Source organism: Psychrobacter coccoides, from assembly GCF_017498085.1.
In the GTDB taxonomy this organism is placed as follows: domain Bacteria; phylum Pseudomonadota; class Gammaproteobacteria; order Pseudomonadales; family Moraxellaceae; genus Psychrobacter; species Psychrobacter coccoides.
Window position 1 is genome coordinate 31,681 of record NZ_JAGBKM010000024.1, and the last position, 17,545, is coordinate 49,225.

The 17,545-nt window shown below is 44.2% G+C and carries 15 protein-coding genes; 11 read left to right on the top strand and 4 right to left on the bottom strand.

Going from position 1 to position 17,545, the window contains the following annotated elements:
- The first annotated feature begins 550 nt into the window (after positions 1-550).
- The 3 genes from J3492_RS11530 to sstT all read left to right on the top strand — a co-directional run bounded on the left by J3492_RS11530 (position 551) and on the right by sstT (position 4,341).
- On the top strand, positions 551-2,185 hold the full coding sequence (locus J3492_RS11530) for a leucyl aminopeptidase (RefSeq protein ID WP_207992200.1): 1,635 nt from the start codon (positions 551-553) through the stop codon (positions 2,183-2,185).
- Positions 2,186-2,295: 110 nt separating this feature from the next.
- The gene (locus J3492_RS11535) at positions 2,296-2,817 is read left to right on the top strand and encodes a DNA polymerase III subunit chi (RefSeq protein WP_207992201.1); all 522 of its coding nucleotides are present in this window, start codon (positions 2,296-2,298) and stop codon (positions 2,815-2,817) included.
- Between the two features lie 321 nt (positions 2,818-3,138).
- Positions 3,139-4,341, top strand: coding sequence for a serine/threonine transporter SstT (gene sstT / locus J3492_RS11540; RefSeq protein WP_207992202.1), 1,203 nt, complete (start codon positions 3,139-3,141; stop codon positions 4,339-4,341).
- A 223-nt stretch (positions 4,342-4,564) separates the two neighbouring features.
- Here the strand turns inward: sstT and J3492_RS11545 are convergent, their stop codons facing one another.
- The gene (locus J3492_RS11545; RefSeq protein ID WP_207992203.1) at positions 4,565-4,888 is read right to left on the bottom strand and encodes a chaperone modulator CbpM; all 324 of its coding nucleotides are present in this window, start codon (positions 4,886-4,888) and stop codon (positions 4,565-4,567) included.
- Between the two features lie 80 nt (positions 4,889-4,968).
- Positions 4,969-5,985 carry a J domain-containing protein gene (locus tag J3492_RS11550; protein ID WP_207992204.1) on the bottom strand — a complete coding sequence of 339 codons (1,017 nt, stop codon included), beginning with the start codon at positions 5,983-5,985 and terminating at the stop codon, positions 4,969-4,971.
- 244 nt (positions 5,986-6,229) lie between these two features.
- On the opposite strand from J3492_RS11550, the gene J3492_RS11555 reads away from it, so the two are divergent.
- On the top strand, positions 6,230-6,592 hold the full coding sequence (locus tag J3492_RS11555) for a septal ring lytic transglycosylase RlpA family protein (RefSeq protein WP_207992205.1): 363 nt from the start codon (positions 6,230-6,232) through the stop codon (positions 6,590-6,592).
- Between the two features lie 73 nt (positions 6,593-6,665).
- Here J3492_RS11555 and J3492_RS11560 read toward each other — a convergent pair whose 3' ends face one another.
- Positions 6,666-8,654 (bottom strand): ATP-binding cassette domain-containing protein, encoded by a 1,989-nt coding sequence (locus tag J3492_RS11560; RefSeq protein ID WP_207992206.1) that lies wholly within the window; start codon positions 8,652-8,654, stop codon positions 6,666-6,668.
- Positions 8,655-9,135: 481 nt separating this feature from the next.
- Between J3492_RS11560 and erpA the strand changes: the two genes are divergently transcribed.
- From erpA to J3492_RS11595, 7 genes are all read left to right on the top strand, one after another.
- Positions 9,136-9,516 carry an iron-sulfur cluster insertion protein ErpA gene (gene erpA / locus J3492_RS11565; protein WP_207992207.1) on the top strand — a complete coding sequence of 127 codons (381 nt, stop codon included), beginning with the start codon at positions 9,136-9,138 and terminating at the stop codon, positions 9,514-9,516.
- A gap of 370 nt (positions 9,517-9,886) precedes the next feature.
- The gene (locus tag J3492_RS11570) at positions 9,887-10,243 is read left to right on the top strand and encodes a roadblock/LC7 domain-containing protein (protein WP_201576381.1); all 357 of its coding nucleotides are present in this window, start codon (positions 9,887-9,889) and stop codon (positions 10,241-10,243) included.
- A 345-nt stretch (positions 10,244-10,588) separates the two neighbouring features.
- Complete coding sequence (gene gshA, locus J3492_RS11575) at positions 10,589-12,151, top strand: glutamate--cysteine ligase (RefSeq protein ID WP_207992208.1); 1,563 nt, start codon at positions 10,589-10,591, stop codon at positions 12,149-12,151.
- 89 nt (positions 12,152-12,240) lie between these two features.
- Positions 12,241-12,765, top strand: a complete 525-nt coding sequence (locus tag J3492_RS11580; protein WP_207992209.1) for a disulfide bond formation protein B — start codon at positions 12,241-12,243, stop codon at positions 12,763-12,765.
- Positions 12,766-13,298: 533 nt separating this feature from the next.
- A complete protein-coding gene (locus J3492_RS13460) occupies positions 13,299-13,835 on the top strand; it encodes a copper resistance protein NlpE N-terminal domain-containing protein (protein ID WP_341534132.1) in 537 nt (178 codons plus the stop codon).
- Between the two features lie 194 nt (positions 13,836-14,029).
- On the top strand, positions 14,030-15,538 hold the full coding sequence (gene mpl / locus J3492_RS11590) for a UDP-N-acetylmuramate:L-alanyl-gamma-D-glutamyl-meso-diaminopimelate ligase (RefSeq protein ID WP_207992210.1): 1,509 nt from the start codon (positions 14,030-14,032) through the stop codon (positions 15,536-15,538).
- A gap of 488 nt (positions 15,539-16,026) precedes the next feature.
- The gene (locus tag J3492_RS11595) at positions 16,027-16,281 is read left to right on the top strand and encodes a GlsB/YeaQ/YmgE family stress response membrane protein (RefSeq protein ID WP_207992211.1); all 255 of its coding nucleotides are present in this window, start codon (positions 16,027-16,029) and stop codon (positions 16,279-16,281) included.
- A gap of 117 nt (positions 16,282-16,398) precedes the next feature.
- Here J3492_RS11595 and J3492_RS11600 read toward each other — a convergent pair.
- Positions 16,399-17,474 (bottom strand): IS3 family transposase gene (locus J3492_RS11600; protein ID WP_424108382.1). Its coding sequence is split into 2 segments (ribosomal slippage): positions 16,399-17,225 and positions 17,225-17,474, totalling 1,077 coding nucleotides; the frame shifts between segments, so codons are not numbered across the junction.
- Between the last annotated feature and the right edge of the window lie 71 nt (positions 17,475-17,545).

Genomic DNA, 17,545 nt, shown 5'->3' on the forward strand with positions numbered 1-17,545 from the left:
AATATCACAAATAAGTACTCTTTGCAGGTGGCAGCCACACTTATGGTAAGTGCCGCAGTTTGTATCAAAAAACTCAGTCAGGCGCTTTAGCTTTTGTAGATGACGAGCGTAACCGATAATACTAGCATGTTTTTGTAAATACTGGCCGTGAAATGTGTTTGAAAACATTACCAAACCCTTACTGACTGCGTAGTTATCGCCTGATATGCTACACTATAATCATAGCCCGATAGGCTAACTTTTTTAACTTATACATCTGTTTAGCGTCCGTAATTTTTTATCCTTGTCGTTGTCTGATACTGTCATTCAACCTCTAGGTAAATGATTACAGACTGCTATTTTTTATTTGTCACCACACTAGGGCGTGTCCTCATTTTGAAAATGGTGATAAAAATGAGATAAATTGCCGTCAGACAAGGAAAATAATGCAGGTAATATCAGGATATTGCCCAATTATTTGACGCTGTATGACAAAATTTAGCCATTTTTAGCCCATTTAGATATTATCGTTCAGATTGAGGACACGCCCTAAACTAATAAGGATAATTATATGAATATTAAACTGACTCAACACTTACCAAAAACCCATACCCAAAAAATCCTAAAAAAAGAAGCAAAAGATAAGGATGAAGCTTGCTTGGTGGTATTGGTCGACGATAAAAAGAACATCCTTGCCGAATCTGTGTTGGCAGACTATAAAGCTCGTATTGAGCAGCTCATTGAGGTATCACATTTTAATGGTAAAGCCTGTGAGACTGTCGCTGACTATGCGTTGGCAGGGGATAAAAAAACTGCCAAACAAAACCCAGTTCAGCTATTGCTAGTCGGGGTTGGTAATGTTGATAAGCTTAATAATACTGTCTTACAAAAAGTCGCTAACACCATATATAGCAGCACCCAAAAGCGTGTTGCTTCAATTACCGTTGCCCTCGGCGATACTTTAGAAGAAAATCATTTCGGTCAGTTTGCACTAAATCTACTGGCAGCAAGCTATCGTTTTGATAAGTATAAGTCTGAGCAGACCACCCCTGTCCTCACCGATGTTTATCTACTGGCTGATGCAGCGCTTGAATCTGCATTGGACTTTGCCCAGTCAGTGTTTATCGGTCAAAGCCTGACCCGTGACGTGGCCAATGAGCCAGGCAATATTTGTTTTCCAGCGTATATGGCAGAGCAAGCTCAAGAGCTGGCAAAAGCTTACCCTGATCTATTAAAAGTCACCGTACTGGGCGAAGACGAGATGTCAGCACTGGGTATGGAATGTTTTTTAGCTGTGGCTAAAGGCTCGACTAAAGAAGGTCAGCTGGTACTTATGGAGTACCAAGGTAAATCAAAATTTGGCACAAAAGAGACCAGCAGTGCCAAAGTCAGCGGCGGCCTAAAAGCCTTGGCTGATAAAATACCAGCCAAACTGCCCAATAAGAAATCAGCAAAACATACCGATACAGACTCTGCACCTGTCGCAAATGATGAGGCCCCTATTGTATTGGTCGGCAAAGGCGTCACCTTCGACTCAGGCGGTATCTCAATTAAACCAGGAGCTGCCATGGATGAGATGAAGTTCGATATGGGCGGCTCAGCAGCTGTACTTGGTACCATCAAAGCTCTATGTGAAGCCCGTCTACCGATCAACGTCGTAGGCGCTCTAGCATGTGCAGAAAACATGCCATCAGGGGATGCTACTCGCCCTGGAGATATCGTCAAGGCGATGAATGGTAAATCTGTCGAAATCTTAAATACCGATGCTGAAGGACGCTTAGTATTGGCAGATACCTTATGCTACGTACAGCGTTATCAGCCCAAGGCCATCATCGATGTGGCGACGTTGACTGGCGCCTGTGTGGTGGCATTGGGTCATGTTCGCTCAGCGGTGTTCAGTAATGATGAGGACGTGCTGTTTGAGCTTGAAAATGCCAGTAATCAATCAGGCGATCTGGTCTGGCACATGCCGTTAGATGACGCTTATCAGTCGCAGCTTGACTCGCCTATCGCTGATATGCAAAACATCGGTGGTAAAGGCGCAGGTGCGGTCACTGCAGCATGCTTTTTATCACGCTTTGTAGAAGAAGGCCAAGCATGGGCACATTTAGACATTGCGGGTACGGCGTGGAATTCAGGTAAAGAAAAAGCGGCAACCGGTCGCCCTGTCCCTTTATTTATGCAATATCTAAAAAACAATGCATAAAAACGATATCTAAAAGCAATATTGAAAGGCAGTGACTCTGCCTTGATTTAGAGGTGACTTAAGCGTTTGGCTATTGTGTGCTTAAACGCCCCATATAGAGTGTTTATCGCATGCAAATTAGCTTTTATGTATTAAGTGAGAATAAAGCCCAAGATATCTTGGGCTTTATCTGTCAACTGACCCAAACGGCCTTAAATAAAAGCAGTCAATCTGTACTGATTTTAAGCCACGATGACCATCTAGTTACCAAGCTTGATGAGGCGCTATGGACGCATGATGCCAGTGGTTTTATTCCACATCAGCGTCTGCCTACGCGTGCCAAGTCTGATATGGCAAGTGAGCAGGGTAGCGACATGAGTGGGATGAGCAGTGCAGCGATTGAGGATAGTGCTGAGACAGCAACCAAGCTCGCTCCGGTACTACTCAGCAGCTATCTGCCTATCGACTTTAAAGGCATCGTGCTCAATACGACTGCTCAACCTGTCAATGACTTTATGGCAATGGCAACGGGTGCACAGCCCACTCGTGTGCTTGAGATCATCAGACCTGATGAAAAAAGTATGCAAGAGGGTCGCCACAAGTATAAGCACTATCAGCAGCTTGGATATCAACTGACACACTTTAAAGTATAGGGTCTGCTAGGGTCTGTTATTGACTCAGTCAACCGTCAAATAGACCCTTAGCCGCCATGTTTTTTTATCACAGCCAAGTGCAAAATAAGCGCTTGGCTTTTTTATTTTTTGGCGCTGACCCAAACCGATTGCATGTCACCTATATCATGACAAACGCAAAAAATCAGACGAGTACAATTCCTACCCTGAGTAAACTCAGTGACTCTGATACTGTTGGTCATATTTTTGGGTTTGATAGCGGTAGGAGAATATATAAAAAAATGCTAATATCCATCCATTTGCCGTACGGTTTTTATCATTTTTTTAGGTTAAGGATGGAGTATGCGTTCATTAGTTGCGATGTACCAACGTATAGGGTTGGTGCCGCTGATTATTATCGGTTTGGTACTAGGGGTATTGATTGGCTGGCTAGCGCCTAGTATCGGTATTGCCTTGGGGCTGCTCGGTACGTTGTTTGTCGGTGCTTTAAAAGCGGTGGCGCCTGTGCTGGTTTTTACGTTGGTCATGGCAGCGATTTGTCAGCATCGAAGTGGCAATGAGGTCTATATCAGACCAGTACTATTAATGTATGTTTTTGGCACGTTTTTGGCAGCGTTGACAGCGGTTGGGGCCAGTTTTTTATTCCCGACCGAACTGGTACTGATGAATGCCACCATTGAGCAGGTCCCGCCAGCCAACCTAAAAGAGGTCTTGACCAACCTGCTCATGAACCTTGTCGCCAACCCCGTCGAAGCGGTGGCCAATGCCAATTACATCGGTATTTTAGCTTGGGCGATCATTATCGGCTTTGCTTTACGTCAAGCAGGTGACTCCACACGTAATATGGTAGTGGACTTTTCTGACGCCATCTCACAAGTGGTCAAGTGGGTCATTGCCCTAGCCCCATTTGGTATTTTGGGTTTGGTGGCCAATACCGTCGCTGAAACTGGCTTTGCAGCATTGGCCGGTTATGCTCGTATCCTTATGGTATTAGTCGGCTGTATGTTATTTATTGCGTTGGTCGCCAATCCACTAATTGTCTTGGTTAAAACTGGCAAAAACCCCTATCCCTTAGTATTCACCTGTCTGCGTGAATCAGGCATTACTGCCTTCTTTACGCGTAGCTCAGCGGCTAATATTCCGGTCAATATGAACCTTGCTGACAAGCTCGGTCTGCATAAAGATACGTACTCAGTTACTATTCCATTGGGAGCGACGATTAACATGGCAGGAGCGGCGATTACCATCAACGTCTTAACGTTGGCTGCTGCTCATACTCTGGGGATAGAAGTCAGCTTTGCATCCGCATTACTGCTGAGCTTGGTGGCAACGATTAGTGCTTGTGGTGCCTCTGGTGTCGCTGGTGGGTCGTTATTACTCATTCCTCTGGCTGCCAGCTTATTTAGTATTCCCAACGACATTGCTATGCAAGTGGTCGCCATCGGCTTTATTATCGGCGTGATTCAGGACTCTGCTGAAACCGCACTCAACTCATCGACTGACGTGCTATTCACTGCTGCAGCAGACCCTAAGTATTCTCGCTAGGCTGCAAACCATCGTTTGTTCCTTATGCAATCACACACTTAACCGAAAAACGCCACTGACATGAGTGGCGTTTTTTATTATATAGTATGCTCAATTTAAAAGTGTTACAGCGCTACTGGGATGAATTTTGCGCAGCCTCTGGGAACGCAGCAAGCAAGGAAAATTTATACCAGTAGCGCTTTTGAATTTATGATAGTTTTGTTTTCAACTGACTATATGTCATTTACTTAATGTGGCGCACGTCTACTTCCACTGTTGGTGCCTCTAACTCCCATTGACGTTTGAATTGCCGCAGCTGCTCCAGCTCATCTAACAGCTCAAGAATCAAACCAATCGCAGGTACGCTGGCTTCAAAGTCACGGCTCAGCCTAGAGGCACGGCGAACGGTGGTCAATTGATAGCCAGTAAACTGTTGTCGTTCTGGCACATCATATTCAATGATGTTTTCTTCAATCAGTGCCAGTACCCAATGATGATCTTGACCACAAGCAGCCACGAGTTCATCTAAACTCAACACAATATCGTTTAATTCGGGCGAGTGTTTCATAATTATCATCCTCGTTGTCTCTTTATTTTTATCGCTTCAAGTGTCTTATCCTATATGTCTCTGCCACAGCAGCACCACTATTAGCGATTGATGGTAGTACCAGCAAACGCTTGCTTTAGACTCTCATAAGCTTGCTGCTCTGCCTCAGTACTGACATCAGGGTTAACAATATTTAGAGTTAAATAAAGATCGCCCGCCTGTTTGGCCGGAATGCCTTTGCCTTTTAGGCGTAAATTACTGCCAGATTTACTGTTTTTTGGAATACTCACCCCCAGCGTGCCAGCTGGCGTGGTGATATTTACTTTTTCGCCAAGCGCTGCCTCCCAAGGCATGATATTGACAGTTTGATAGACATCTGCGTCTTCTAAGCGGATATTGTCGGCATGGCGAACTTTTACCTTCAAAAACAGATCGCCATTTTTACCGCTGCCTATGCCAGCGGCACCTTGTCCGGCCAGACGGATCTGCTTGCCATCAGTGATGCCCTTTGGAATCTTAATTTTGAGGGTTTTGTTTTCATAGTCGACGCTGCCATTCGGCTGACGCACGGGGACATTGAGCTTGATACTATAGTCATCACCGCTATATACAGACGCTAAATCAACTGTGATTTCTGCGTGCTGGTCTTGACCTTGACTGTCTTGCGCACCAAAACCACCACCAAACTGATCAAAACCAGAGCTATGAGTGCGGCCGCCTGTTTGGCCCCGGGCACCGCGACCAAAGGCCGAAAAAATATCATCAAAGCGAAAACCGCCATCACCAAAAGCTTCGCCATCACCAAACTGACCTTTGATATCTTCCCAGCGAAACCCTCCTTGACCGCCTGCTGACTGACCACCGAAACCACCAAACCCACCAGCGCCACCTTGAGAGGCAAATGGGTTGTCTAACATAGCGTCATACTCTGCTCGCTTGTCTTTATCTCGTAGTGTTTCATAAGCGTTGTTGATCTCAGCAATCTTGCTATCAGCATCTGGATCATCACTGACATCAGGGTGATATTGACGTACCAATTTACGGTACTTCTTTTTGATATCGGCATCTGAGGCGTCTTTTTTGACCCCCAAAATATCGTAATAGTTTTTTTCTGCCATGTTTTTTTCCTTTTATTTGGGCTCTGCTACTATGTTAAGACTGTTTTTATATTTTCAATATTTTCGCTTGTTTTATCAAATACTTATCATACGCCCGTAACTAGATTCCGAGACTTAATAACACTATAGTAAGAATACAGTAACCTTACCACCGTATAATACGCACATTATTCATACTCATAGGGAGTATGAATATCATAGGCAAGAGTATCTGTCTATTTTATAAATTATTCAAAGGTATTACATGTCTTATTTAATCAGGTCTTTGGTTATTACCCTATCCCTATTATTGACTACCGCAGCTTTCGCTGGCAACACCAGTTACTATGGTAGTAAGTTTCACGGCAAACGCACTGCCAGTGGTAGCATCTTTAATATGAATGCGATGACTGCAGCACACAAAACGTTGCCTTTCGGAACAGAAGTAGAGGTGACCAATCCAAAGACCAAACAGAGTGTGATCGTCAAAATTACGGATAGAGGTCCTTTTACGCCAGGGCGTGTTCTTGATTTATCGAAAGCAGCTGCTGGTAAGATAAACTGTAAACTGTGCAATACCACCATGAAGATTTTATCTTATGGTGATGGTAAATACCGTAAGCAATGATTTACTAAAATGTAAAAAAGGAGAGCTGATGCTCTCCTTTTTTTATGGATAAAGGTGCTGCTGTTAACCGACCTTACTCAAAGCTGGCTTCCATCTCTTCTAGGTTTGTCATCGCAAGCAACAGTTTTTCTTCATGATCACTGTGCTGCTGCTGTAGTGCTGTTTGCTCATCGAGCAATGTCAAAAGCTCAGATTTTCGGCTGTCCTCATAAAGCGCAGTGTCAGCAAGCTGTTCCTCAAGAGTCAACAACTGCGTTTCAATCTTACTCAACGCTTTTTCTGTATTTTCAATCTCACGGCGGATGGGCGCTGTACGTTTGCGCTGTTCTGCTGCCAATCTGCGCTGCCCTTCTTTGCTGACCTCTTTGACTTTGCCAACTTGAGCGTTTGTTTTTGTTTCATGTGAAACAGCTCCTTCGCTGTTTTCTTTGCTTGCGCTTTCAAGGCTGTTTTTATTAGCCATGTTTTCTTGTTTACGCTTTTCACTCAGCCATTTACCATAATCACTGATATCGCCATCAAACTCATCGACTCGGCCATCATGCACTAGGTATAGCTCATCACAGACGTTCGCAATCAGCTCACGATCATGCGACACCAGTACCACTGCGCCTTCAAACCCTTGTAATGCAATGGTTAAGGCTTGGCGCATCTGTAGGTCTAGATGGTTGGTGGGCTCATCTAGCACCAACACATTTGGACGCTGCCAAACAATTAACGCCAGCGTCAAGCGGGCACGCTCGCCACCTGAAAACAGCTCGCTCGGCGTGTCGATACGCTCACCACGAAAGTCAAAGCTACCCAAAAACGAACGCAGCTCTGCATCTGAAGTCTGACCGGCAAGGCGGCGCAGCATCTGCATCGGTGTCGCCGCTGCATCTAACGCATCCATTTGATGTTGATTGAAGTAGCCAAGTTTGAGACTATCAGAGACTCGATAACTCCCTGATAAGATATCAAGCTCGCCCACCAAAGCTTTGATTAAGGTCGACTTACCAGCACCGTTCATACCCAGTAAGCCCAGACGAGTATCAGGGGTAACTTGAACATTGGCATTGTATAACAGTGGCGTATCACTGTAGCCAATATTAGCTTTGGTCAGCTCAATCAGCGGAGAGCTCATGTGCGCAGGCTCATAAAACTTAAATGAAAATGGGTTATCCGCCATCATAGGTGACAGCTCGCTCATACGCTCCAGCTGCTTGATACGGCTTTGGGCTTGTTTGGCCTTACTGGCTTTGGCACGAAAACGGCGGATGAAGTCATCTAGATGCGCCCGAGTGGCTTGCTGCTTTTCATAGGCTTGCTGCTGCTGCGCCATACGCTCATGGCGAGTACGCACAAACTGCTGATAATTTCCCGTATAGAGGGTGATTTTTTGTTGTTCCACGTGCAAGATATACCCAACTGTCGCATCCAAAAATGCTTGATCGTGCGAGATGACGATGACCAAACCATTGAAATTATTGATCCAAGTCTCAAGCCAAAGAATCGCATCTAAATCCAAATGGTTGGTCGGCTCATCCAAGAGTAGTAAGTCAGCACGGCTCATCAAGGTTTTGGCCAAGTTCAAACGCATACGCCAGCCACCAGAGAAACCTGCTACCGGCAGCTCATGTTGTGTGGTGTTAAAGCCAAGGCCTGCCATGATTTGTGCTGCTTTGGTTGGTGTACGATAGCCGTCTATCTCATCAAATCGCTGATGCAGCACCCCGATTTGCTCATCGCTGACCGTACTCAAGTCGCTCATGGCTTCATTGAGCTCATACCACTCTTCGTCACCACTGAGCACATAATCGATTGCAGTCTGGCTACTGGCACCCACTTCCTGCGCCATATGCGCCACCTGCCAACTATCAGGGATACTCACCTCCCCTTTATCTGGCGTCACTTCGGTATCACCTGTGCCCATGTGCGTGAGTAACAAAGCAAACAAGGTAGACTTACCTGTACCATTGTTACCCGTTAGCCCTACCTTGTGACCTGGATGTAGCTGAAAGCTCGCCCCAGAAAACAACTCACGGCCATCACGGCGCACACTAACGTCTTTAAATTCGATCATAGGTTTTTTTTCTCAATGTGTTTGTAACTAAGGTGTGTATGCAAATATTCGGCATAGGGTCGATGCACTCTAAAATGACCTAGCGCTGTTGGAGAGTGTGGGCTATTATTTCAAACACATCTCCTATAGGCAAACGATTAAAAAAGTATTTCAAATCCAAGCAGTTATTATCTGTCGTCTGCGCTATGGTATCGCACAATCGGCTAAACGCCACCTATTGACAAATCCACGTAAACCCCCATTATGATATACTGTTAGGACACGATGACTGTGAGCAGCTGAGCTGTTTTTATATCGATAAAAAATAGATTTGGCGTCTTTCCTAGCTTTTTGTAGTCTTATAACAAAACGAAATAATCACAGCAATGACACGACAGTACCCATCCGAGTCCATCACATCGCCACTAATAGATTGTCGTCACTAACGCTGCCAATCATACCAAGACGACGATGGCATTTGATATTAGTAACCGAGGTAGATATGAACACACAAACTAATCAGTACGATCCCAGCGCCAGCCAGCCTGTAGATCCCACTGTCTTAAACCTAACCGATAGTGCCGCCCAAAAAGTACGCCGACTGCGTGAAGAAGAAGGCGATAACAGTTTGATGTTACGCGTTTATGTCACAGGTGGTGGCTGCTCAGGGTTTTCTTACGGCTTTAACTTTGCCAATGACTTAAACGAAGACGATGCCGACTTTGATAATGGTGACGTCACTTTGGTTGTAGACTCGCTCAGTTATCAATACTTGCAAGGCTCTACTGTAGATTATACAGAGGGACTTGAAGGTGCACGCTTCATAGTCACTAACCCCAACGCAACAACGACTTGTGGCTGCGGATCATCATTTTCTATTTAAGATGAATATTCAGTTGCTATAAGCTTTAGTCATTGGTTATGCGCTAACAGTGCGCCATTCACTCTATTAGCGTGAGCGTTTATTGATATCGATACTGACCAAAACTATGGCACTATAATTGCAGTAATTAAAGGGTCTTAGATTAAAACCTTAAGACATCCCGATAAAACAATGTAGTAATTGGCTTAGTGAGTCGCCTGTTTGGCTCTTTATATAGCACGTATAATTTAAATAGCGCTTGTCCTTGAGCGCCCATAAGAAGTGCTCATCGTGATGTGACTATCACCATAAGCAAGCAACTATGCGTTATAGGCTTTGCCCGTTATAGATTGTTACTCTGTTATAGTTTTTATAGTTAAGGAATAATAGTATGGCTAAGTTAACACTTGATGCACTAAATGAAATTGACGGTTTTATGGCAGCCGCTCTGGTTGATAGCGAATCAGGCTTAGCGCTTGCAACTCTTGGCACAGGCATCGACCTTGAGCTTGCGGCTGCAGGAAACACTGAAGTCCTACGCTCTAAGCGCAAAGTTGCTGACGCTTTGGGTCTTGACGAGAGTATCGAAGACATTCTAATCACGCTAAGCAAGCAGTATCATTTGCTACGTCCATTAGTGCGTAATAGCAATTTGTTTTTATACTTAGTACTTGACCGCCAAAAGTCCAACCTAGCTATGGCTCGTCATAACCTAAAAAGCTTTGAAACTGAGCTCGACTTTTCATAAGCTGCTGAAAGAACCACTCAGCTTTTGTCCAATATAGATAAAGCAGTATAGACAAAAAGCTGATCGTAAAAGCATCTACTCACTTCTGAGTAGGTGCTTTTTTGTATTAACCACTCGGCTTATGAATACTCAAAAGTAGCAGACAGCACCCTGACATCACTGTCGTTAAATCAGCGTAAATCATTGAGTTGGCTGAAAGCAAAGGTTACTGATTTTGTAATTGTGCATAGTTTTTAAGCCCACTTTGGGCTAAACTGACAACATTCTTAACACCAAGCATGGTAGGGTCTATTCCTATAAGCTGTGCTGCCTCCTATCATAACGAATAACAATAGATGACTGACTATGAGTGACTTTACCCAATTTCAAATTCCAGACTGGCTAAGCAGTCAGCATTTAAAGGGAATGCTGCGTGGTATCGAAAAAGAAGGACTGCGCATCAAGCCAGATGGATATTTGAGCCGAAAGCCGCACCCCAAGAAACTTGGATCAAAGCTGACGCATCCGTTTATCACCACTGATTACTCAGAAAACCTACTTGAGCTGGTCACAGATCCTAGATTATCGCCAAAAGACACGCTCATGGTATTGCGCCAGCTGCATGTATTGGTCTATAGAGCCCTACCTGAAGAAGAGCTTATGTGGCCACTGTCTATGCCCTACATGCGCTCAGCCGAGGACGAGGATATTCCTTTAGCGGACTTCGGTAGCTCTAATACGGGTAAACTAAAAACCCTTTATCGTAGTGGCCTAGGTGTCCGCTATGGTCGCCGAATGCAGTCCATTGCAGGCTTACATTACAACCTATCATTTGGAGATGGCTTCTTTAAATCCTGGCAGGCACAAACGCCAGATGCCAATGAGCTGACCCTCACTGAATTCAAAAATGACAAATATCTGGGGCTGATCCGTAACTTTAAGCGTTTAACCAGCTTAGTGCTGTATTTACTAGGCGCCAGTCCAAACGTTTCCCCGTGCTTTTTGGCGGGTCGTGAGCATGATTTGATTCTGCAAAATGACTCAACCTATTACAAGCCTGCGGCCACCAGCTTGCGTATGAGCAGACTTGGATACACCAATAGCGTGCAAGAAAATCTAGATATTCGTTACAACAACCTGCCTGAATACATCACAGGTTTGCGCCGCGCCATTCAAACGCCGCATGAGAGCTTTCAAGAGCTTGGCTTAGATGATGCTGATGGCAACCCGATTCAAATTAACGACCATATCTTACAGATAGAGAACGAATACTATAGCCCTATTCGTCCCAAACAAATCGCTGAGCGTGGAGAGACACCAACAGAAGCATTAGAACGTCGCGGCATTGCTTACGTTGAGTTTCGAGCCATTGATCTTGATCCTTATAGTGATATAGGCATTCGTTTATCTAGTGCCTGCTTCTTAGAGATTATGGCATTGTATTGCTTGTTGAATAACTCGCCTGACCTACTGCCCGCAGAAGATGAAGAGCTGGCGATAAATCTTGAGCGAGTGGTCAATGAAGGTCGCCGTGACAATCTACATATTCTAAATAATGGCCAAGAAGTACCTTTAGAGCGTTGGATGGTTGAGCATTTAAATAACATGCTACCACTAGCAGCTTTGCTAGATGCGCACTATGGTGGCAATGACTACCGAGCTGCTTTGGCACTTATGCAAGGAAAAGCCATTCAATCCGAGTCAACCATCTCAGCTCAAGTCAACGCTGATAGTGAGCGTTTGGGCGGTATGTGGCAACTTGGGTTTACGTTAGCGCAGCAGCATCGTGATACGTTACTCCAGCAAGCGTTTAGTCCAAACACCCAAGCTAAGTATGAAGTGCTTGCTGAGAAGTCTGTCCTACAACAAGCAGAAATTGAAAAGGTAGAAACCGAAGACTTTATGGACTTTTTACAGCAATATCGCTAGCATTTTATAGGCATTAGGCCTATCGCTTATTACTCAAACAAGCTTAATCATTAAAGCCAGACCAATTACTTTACAAGAGTGCGTATTAGATGCAAAGACTCACCACTTATCGCTACCTACAAGTGTTTTTGGTCATGATGACTGTAATCGGAATGAGCTTTGCATTGTTCTTTTTACAGCGTTATATGGGGTTCTCGCCTTGCCCGTTATGCATACTACAACGCATAGGCCTTATGATAATGGGCGGTTTTGCATTGATTGCCGCCTTCTTCAACCCTAAGAGCAAAGCCATCAGACTGTTGTTATGGTTGGGTAGCTTGGCTGGAATTGGATGGGCAGCAGGCATCGCAGGACGTCATGTATGGCTACAGCATTTACCAGCAGATCAGGTACCGAGCTGTGGGCCTGGTCTTGATTATTGGCTAGACACCTTGCCGATGCAACAAGTTCTAAATGAGATACTTTCAGGCTCTGGAGAGTGTGCGACGATAGACTGGACGTTTATGGGACTGAGTATACCTGAGCAATCGCTGATATTTTTTAGCGCATTGATTGTGGTACATCTTGTGATTCTTTGGCGCATTATACGCCCTACAGCAGCCCATCATTCTTAAGCCCTTAAGTATGCTTATTTATATCTGCATGATATGTTGACTATCAAAGTAAAGGACTGTCAACATCTTGTATTGATAACCGACTTATAACAAAAAACCCACATACCATCTAAGTCTATTTGCTATATTGTCCGCCGTTCATCGACCTATAGATACCGACTGTCCGATAAATTCCTAGATATACGCCTTCCTCTTCTTGAAACTGTCAGATAATTGATCTCAGTGGTCAATATTGCGCCATAGAAGCAAGAGTGATAGGGTATGTCAAATCTGTTTGTTGTAACACTTTTACTATGATTCATAGAGCGATTAACGCTACTATGATACAGACCGTGCTCAGTCAAATACTGTACGTCGTTTACGTTGCCACTGTTCGTCTAAACCTAGCTGATTGTTTGGTGTGTTAAATGAGTTTTTTTGGGCCCATCTCTCCTTCCTTGACTCCTTCTATAAAACGTCTAAGTCGTTTATTACTACCTCTACCTCTTTGTCTTTTATTTATAGGCTGTGATAAGCAGTCCTCTACCAGCAAAGTGAGCCATAAACCGGCCATACAACAATCAGCGACCAGTAACGAGGCTACTACTGATACCTCGACTGAGACAGAGGATACTAAGCGCTTAATAGACGCGGCAGATACGGTGACTGTAGATACAGAGCCTGCAGAAGAAAGTGACGCTGGCCTGTCACTTATGGTAGCAGCAAAGCCCGACAGCCTAGCAACATACTATCACTCATCTGTGGCCTCAGACTCACTATCTGACGATACGCTACAAGCCACTCTAATTGGTGATTATGCAGGCATGTTGCCCTGCTCTTTTTGTGACAGTATATCAGTGACACTCAATTTGCTCCCTGATGGTTCCGTCATAAAAACAAATATCTATGAAAACCCCGAAACCCCAAGAGTGCCTCTAGTTGAGCATGGTCTTTATCGTCAAGATAATGACGTCATTACCGTCGTCTATGACAATCAAGATATTGAAGGGTATAGTATCCAAAACAGTCATTTGATTATGATCGATGATGATAAGCAACCCATCACTGACTATACCCTAGCACGCAAATAGAGTCTGATAAGCTCAGTCAACGCCTCTTTGTCAGGCGTTTTTTGTTGGTTATCTATTCAGGTTTACTTTACAATAAGCGCTGTTATAGTGAATTCAACTGTCTATAGTAATAGATGATAAGCAGTTTTTATGCACTCACATTACTCATTACCCCCTTCTTTATTAACTATTATCTATCCGAGCGTGGAACATCTATGCATATTCATATTCTTGGTATCTGTGGTACCTTTATGGGCTCGTTGGCGCTATTGGCGCGTGCACTTGGGCACGAAGTCACAGGCTCAGACGCCAATGTCTATCCGCCAATGTCAACCCAGCTTGAAAACGCTGGTGTCACTATTCAAGAAGGCTATTTGCTAGAGCATCTACAACCAGCACCAGATTTGGTGGTGGTTGGCAATGCTATGAAGCGTGGGATGGATGTGGTCGAATATATGCTTAATGAGGGCTTGCGCTATACTTCAGGGCCGCAGTTTTTATCAGAGCAGGTATTGCAGTCGAGACATGTGATTGCTGTCGCTGGCACGCATGGCAAGACCACCACCACTACCATGTTGGCTTGGATATTACACTACGCTGGCATTGATACTGGCTTTTTGATTGGTGGGGTACCTTTAGTCGATACCGATGATGCACACTTGCAGCAGGTCTTCGCTCACAGTAGTTATTTGGGGACAAATACAGTAGCTAAACACTCTGATAACTCAGAAGCAAAAACGACGGCCTCTACCAAGCCAGGTTACTTCGTCATCGAAGCGGACGAATACGACTCTGCGTTTTTTGATAAACGCTCAAAGTTTGTCCATTATCGTCCCCGTACCGCTATCTTAAATAATTTAGAGTTTGATCACGCTGATATCTTCGCTGATCTGGATGCCATTCAAACTCAGTTTCATCACATGATACGTATGATTCCAAGCAAGGGTAAAATCATCATGCCCGCAGCGACAAGTAGCCTGGAGGAAACTTTAGCTAAGGGCTTGTGGACGCCGGTCTGGCGTACCGCAGTGACTGAAAGCTCTGATAAGACACATAAAGGCGATGACGATCATGCCCATAAAAGTGCCTGGCAAGCCGAGCTGATTGCAGACGATGGCAGCCAGTTTAAGATTGGTTTTGATGGCGATACACAAGCCACTGCTATGGTTGATTGGACGATGAGCGGTATTCATAATGTCAACAATGCCTTGGTCGCCGTCGCTGCTGCTTATGATGTCGGTGTGGACGTCGCCACTGCCTGCACGGCATTATCAGCCTTTGCTGGTATCAAGCGCCGTATGGAACTAATCGGTGATATTAATGATATTTTAGTGTTTGACGACTTTGCTCATCATCCGACCGCCATTACGACAACTCTAGACGGTGCAAAGAAAAAACTGACCGGCAGACGCTTATGGGCGATTATAGAGCCCCGCAGCAACACCATGAAAATGGGTATTCATCAAGACAGTCTGGCGCAGTCAGCAGCGCTGGCCGACCACACATTATGGTATGAGCCAGCTGGCCTTGAGTGGGGGCTAAAAGAAGTCATTGAAGGTGCCGACCATCAGGGTCAGCAGCAGGTTGTGCGCAGTACAGATGCCATCATTAAGCAGATCACGGCACAGGCAAAGGCGGGTGATGCCATTATCATTATGTCTAATGGCGGCTTTGAAGGTATTCATCAGCGACTACTAACTGCACTAGAGACCCAAACCACCTAATATAGTCAGCTGAATGTAAAACTGTTATGGATTTAAACGCGCTACTGGTATAAATTTTACTTGCGTGCTGCTCTCCCTAGAGGCTGCATAAAATTCATCCCAGTAGCGCTATGACATTTTTAGAGTGTATCGACTATAGCGTTTTTATCGTCTTCTACTAGGGCGTGTCAAAAAAACAGCACCGCTTTTATATATAGAAGCGGTGCTGTTTTTTGTCATCCTTTCAGCTTTTGCTGATAGATATATGGTAATAGCCCTAATGCTCCATACCGCTCACTTTCCTTTTGTAACTTTCTATTTACTTATCTTATCCAGTTAATAGCAAATAGCTGCTATTTCTCACACAGCCCCTACACTGGTAACATTTAATGCTTACTTTTTATAGCACTCAATGTTTAAAATAGCCTTATCAGACTCAGAGACAACACGTTAATATTAACTATAAAAATAGTTTGTTTATATTATTAATAAAAATTAGGAGAAACCTCATGGGATTTATTTGGATGATTATCGTTGGTCTGGTGGCTGGTCTGTTAGCCCGAGCGATCAAGCCTGGTAACGACGCTATGGGTTGGATCATGACTATCGTACTTGGTATCGTTGGTGCCATGGTAGGCGGATTCATCGCTAACCTTATCGGTATTAATGCTGACGGTGGGTTTATCGGTCTGGTATTCTCAGTGATTGGTGCTATTATCTTACTGTTCTTATATGAGATGATCGTGAGCAAACGTGGGGTATAGCTTTTTATAAGCCTTTCTATAAAACACCCACCTTCATAGACGGTATCGAGATTCGACATTTATATTGACGATGTCGTGTAAATACCCCACTCTTAACACAACATCATCGTAGAATAATTAAGCCACCTGCCTGTACTCAGCAGGTGTCATATCATTAAGTGAATCATGGGGTCTTTCAGTGTTATAAACCTTGATCCATTCCTCAGTAAGCTTACTGACTTCATTTAAATCATTGAATAAATAACAATCCAAAACCTCATTGCGGTAACTGCGATTAAACCGTTCAATATAAGCATTCTGATAAGGACAGCCAGGCTCGATATAATCAATATAGATGCCATGAGCTGATGCCCAATCAGTAAATATGCTGGATGTAAACTCACTGCCGTTATCCACACGAATTTGCTTAGGATAGCCATGCCACTCGGCTAGCTGGTCAAGGTAGCGAATTACTCGGAGTGAAGGCATACTGGTACCAATATCAATGCCTAATACTTCACGGTTGTAATCATCAATCACATTAAAGGTTCGAAAGCGAATATTGTTGTGCAGCTTATCGCTCATAAAGTCCATAGACCAAGTATGACCCAATGCGTTTGGCACACTTAGCGGCTGGGGATTACGTGTTGGTAGCCGTCTTTTAGACTTACGGCGTAGGTTTAAGTTTAACGCTGTATAAACACGGTGTACTCGCTTATGATTCCATGAATAGCCAAGCTTGCGTATACGCTTAAAACACTTTGGGAAACCCCAACGATTGTGCTTGTCAGTAAGCTTGTTTAAGACATCGATAATCTCACTATCATCAGATAGTTTAGATTTATAGTAGTAAGCAGTTCGACTCATGCACACGACCTGACAGCTCAATGCAATACTGACACCATACTGCGCCTGTAATTCTTGCGCCCAGACTTTGCGCTCGGGTACAGGCGCTATAGCTTTTTTATGATATCTTCTTGCATTTGCGCTTTAAGGCTTAAATCAGCATACATCTGTTTGAGTCTACGGTTTTCTTCTTCAAGCTCTTTTAAGCGTTTGACGTCAGAGGCTTCCATACCACCATACTTGGAACGCCATTTATAGAAAGTCGAGCTAGCAATCCCGTATTTACGACACAGCTCTTTAGCAGGTATCCCAGCTTCTGCTTCTTTTAATATCGATACGATTTGGGTCTCAGTCATTCGTTTGCTCATATCAAAACTCCTTATGGGTATTTTATAAGAAATTCTACGTTTGAGCTGTGTTAGTTTAGGGGATAGTTACA

What these genes read in the sequence shown, in the direction of transcription:
- J3492_RS11550 (WP_207992204.1), bottom strand. Translation starts at nt 5,985, where the DNA reads ATGGCAGAAAAAAACTATTACGATATTTTGGGGGTCAAAAAAGACGCC.
- J3492_RS11545 (WP_207992203.1), bottom strand. Translation starts at nt 4,888, where the DNA reads ATGAAACACTCGCCCGAATTAAACGATATTGTGTTGAGTTTAGATGAA.
- gshA (WP_207992208.1), top strand. Translation starts at nt 10,589, where the DNA reads ATGAGTGACTTTACCCAATTTCAAATTCCAGACTGGCTAAGCAGTCAG.
- erpA (WP_207992207.1), top strand. Translation starts at nt 9,136, where the DNA reads ATGAACACACAAACTAATCAGTACGATCCCAGCGCCAGCCAGCCTGTA.
- J3492_RS11535 (WP_207992201.1), top strand. Translation starts at nt 2,296, where the DNA reads ATGCAAATTAGCTTTTATGTATTAAGTGAGAATAAAGCCCAAGATATC.
- J3492_RS11530 (WP_207992200.1), top strand. Translation starts at nt 551, where the DNA reads ATGAATATTAAACTGACTCAACACTTACCAAAAACCCATACCCAAAAA.
- J3492_RS11560 (WP_207992206.1), bottom strand. Translation starts at nt 8,654, where the DNA reads ATGATCGAATTTAAAGACGTTAGTGTGCGCCGTGATGGCCGTGAGTTG.
- J3492_RS11595 (WP_207992211.1), top strand. Translation starts at nt 16,027, where the DNA reads ATGGGATTTATTTGGATGATTATCGTTGGTCTGGTGGCTGGTCTGTTA.
- J3492_RS11570 (WP_201576381.1), top strand. Translation starts at nt 9,887, where the DNA reads ATGGCTAAGTTAACACTTGATGCACTAAATGAAATTGACGGTTTTATG.
- J3492_RS11555 (WP_207992205.1), top strand. Translation starts at nt 6,230, where the DNA reads ATGTCTTATTTAATCAGGTCTTTGGTTATTACCCTATCCCTATTATTG.
- sstT (WP_207992202.1), top strand. Translation starts at nt 3,139, where the DNA reads ATGCGTTCATTAGTTGCGATGTACCAACGTATAGGGTTGGTGCCGCTG.
- J3492_RS11580 (WP_207992209.1), top strand. Translation starts at nt 12,241, where the DNA reads ATGCAAAGACTCACCACTTATCGCTACCTACAAGTGTTTTTGGTCATG.
- mpl (WP_207992210.1), top strand. Translation starts at nt 14,030, where the DNA reads ATGCATATTCATATTCTTGGTATCTGTGGTACCTTTATGGGCTCGTTG.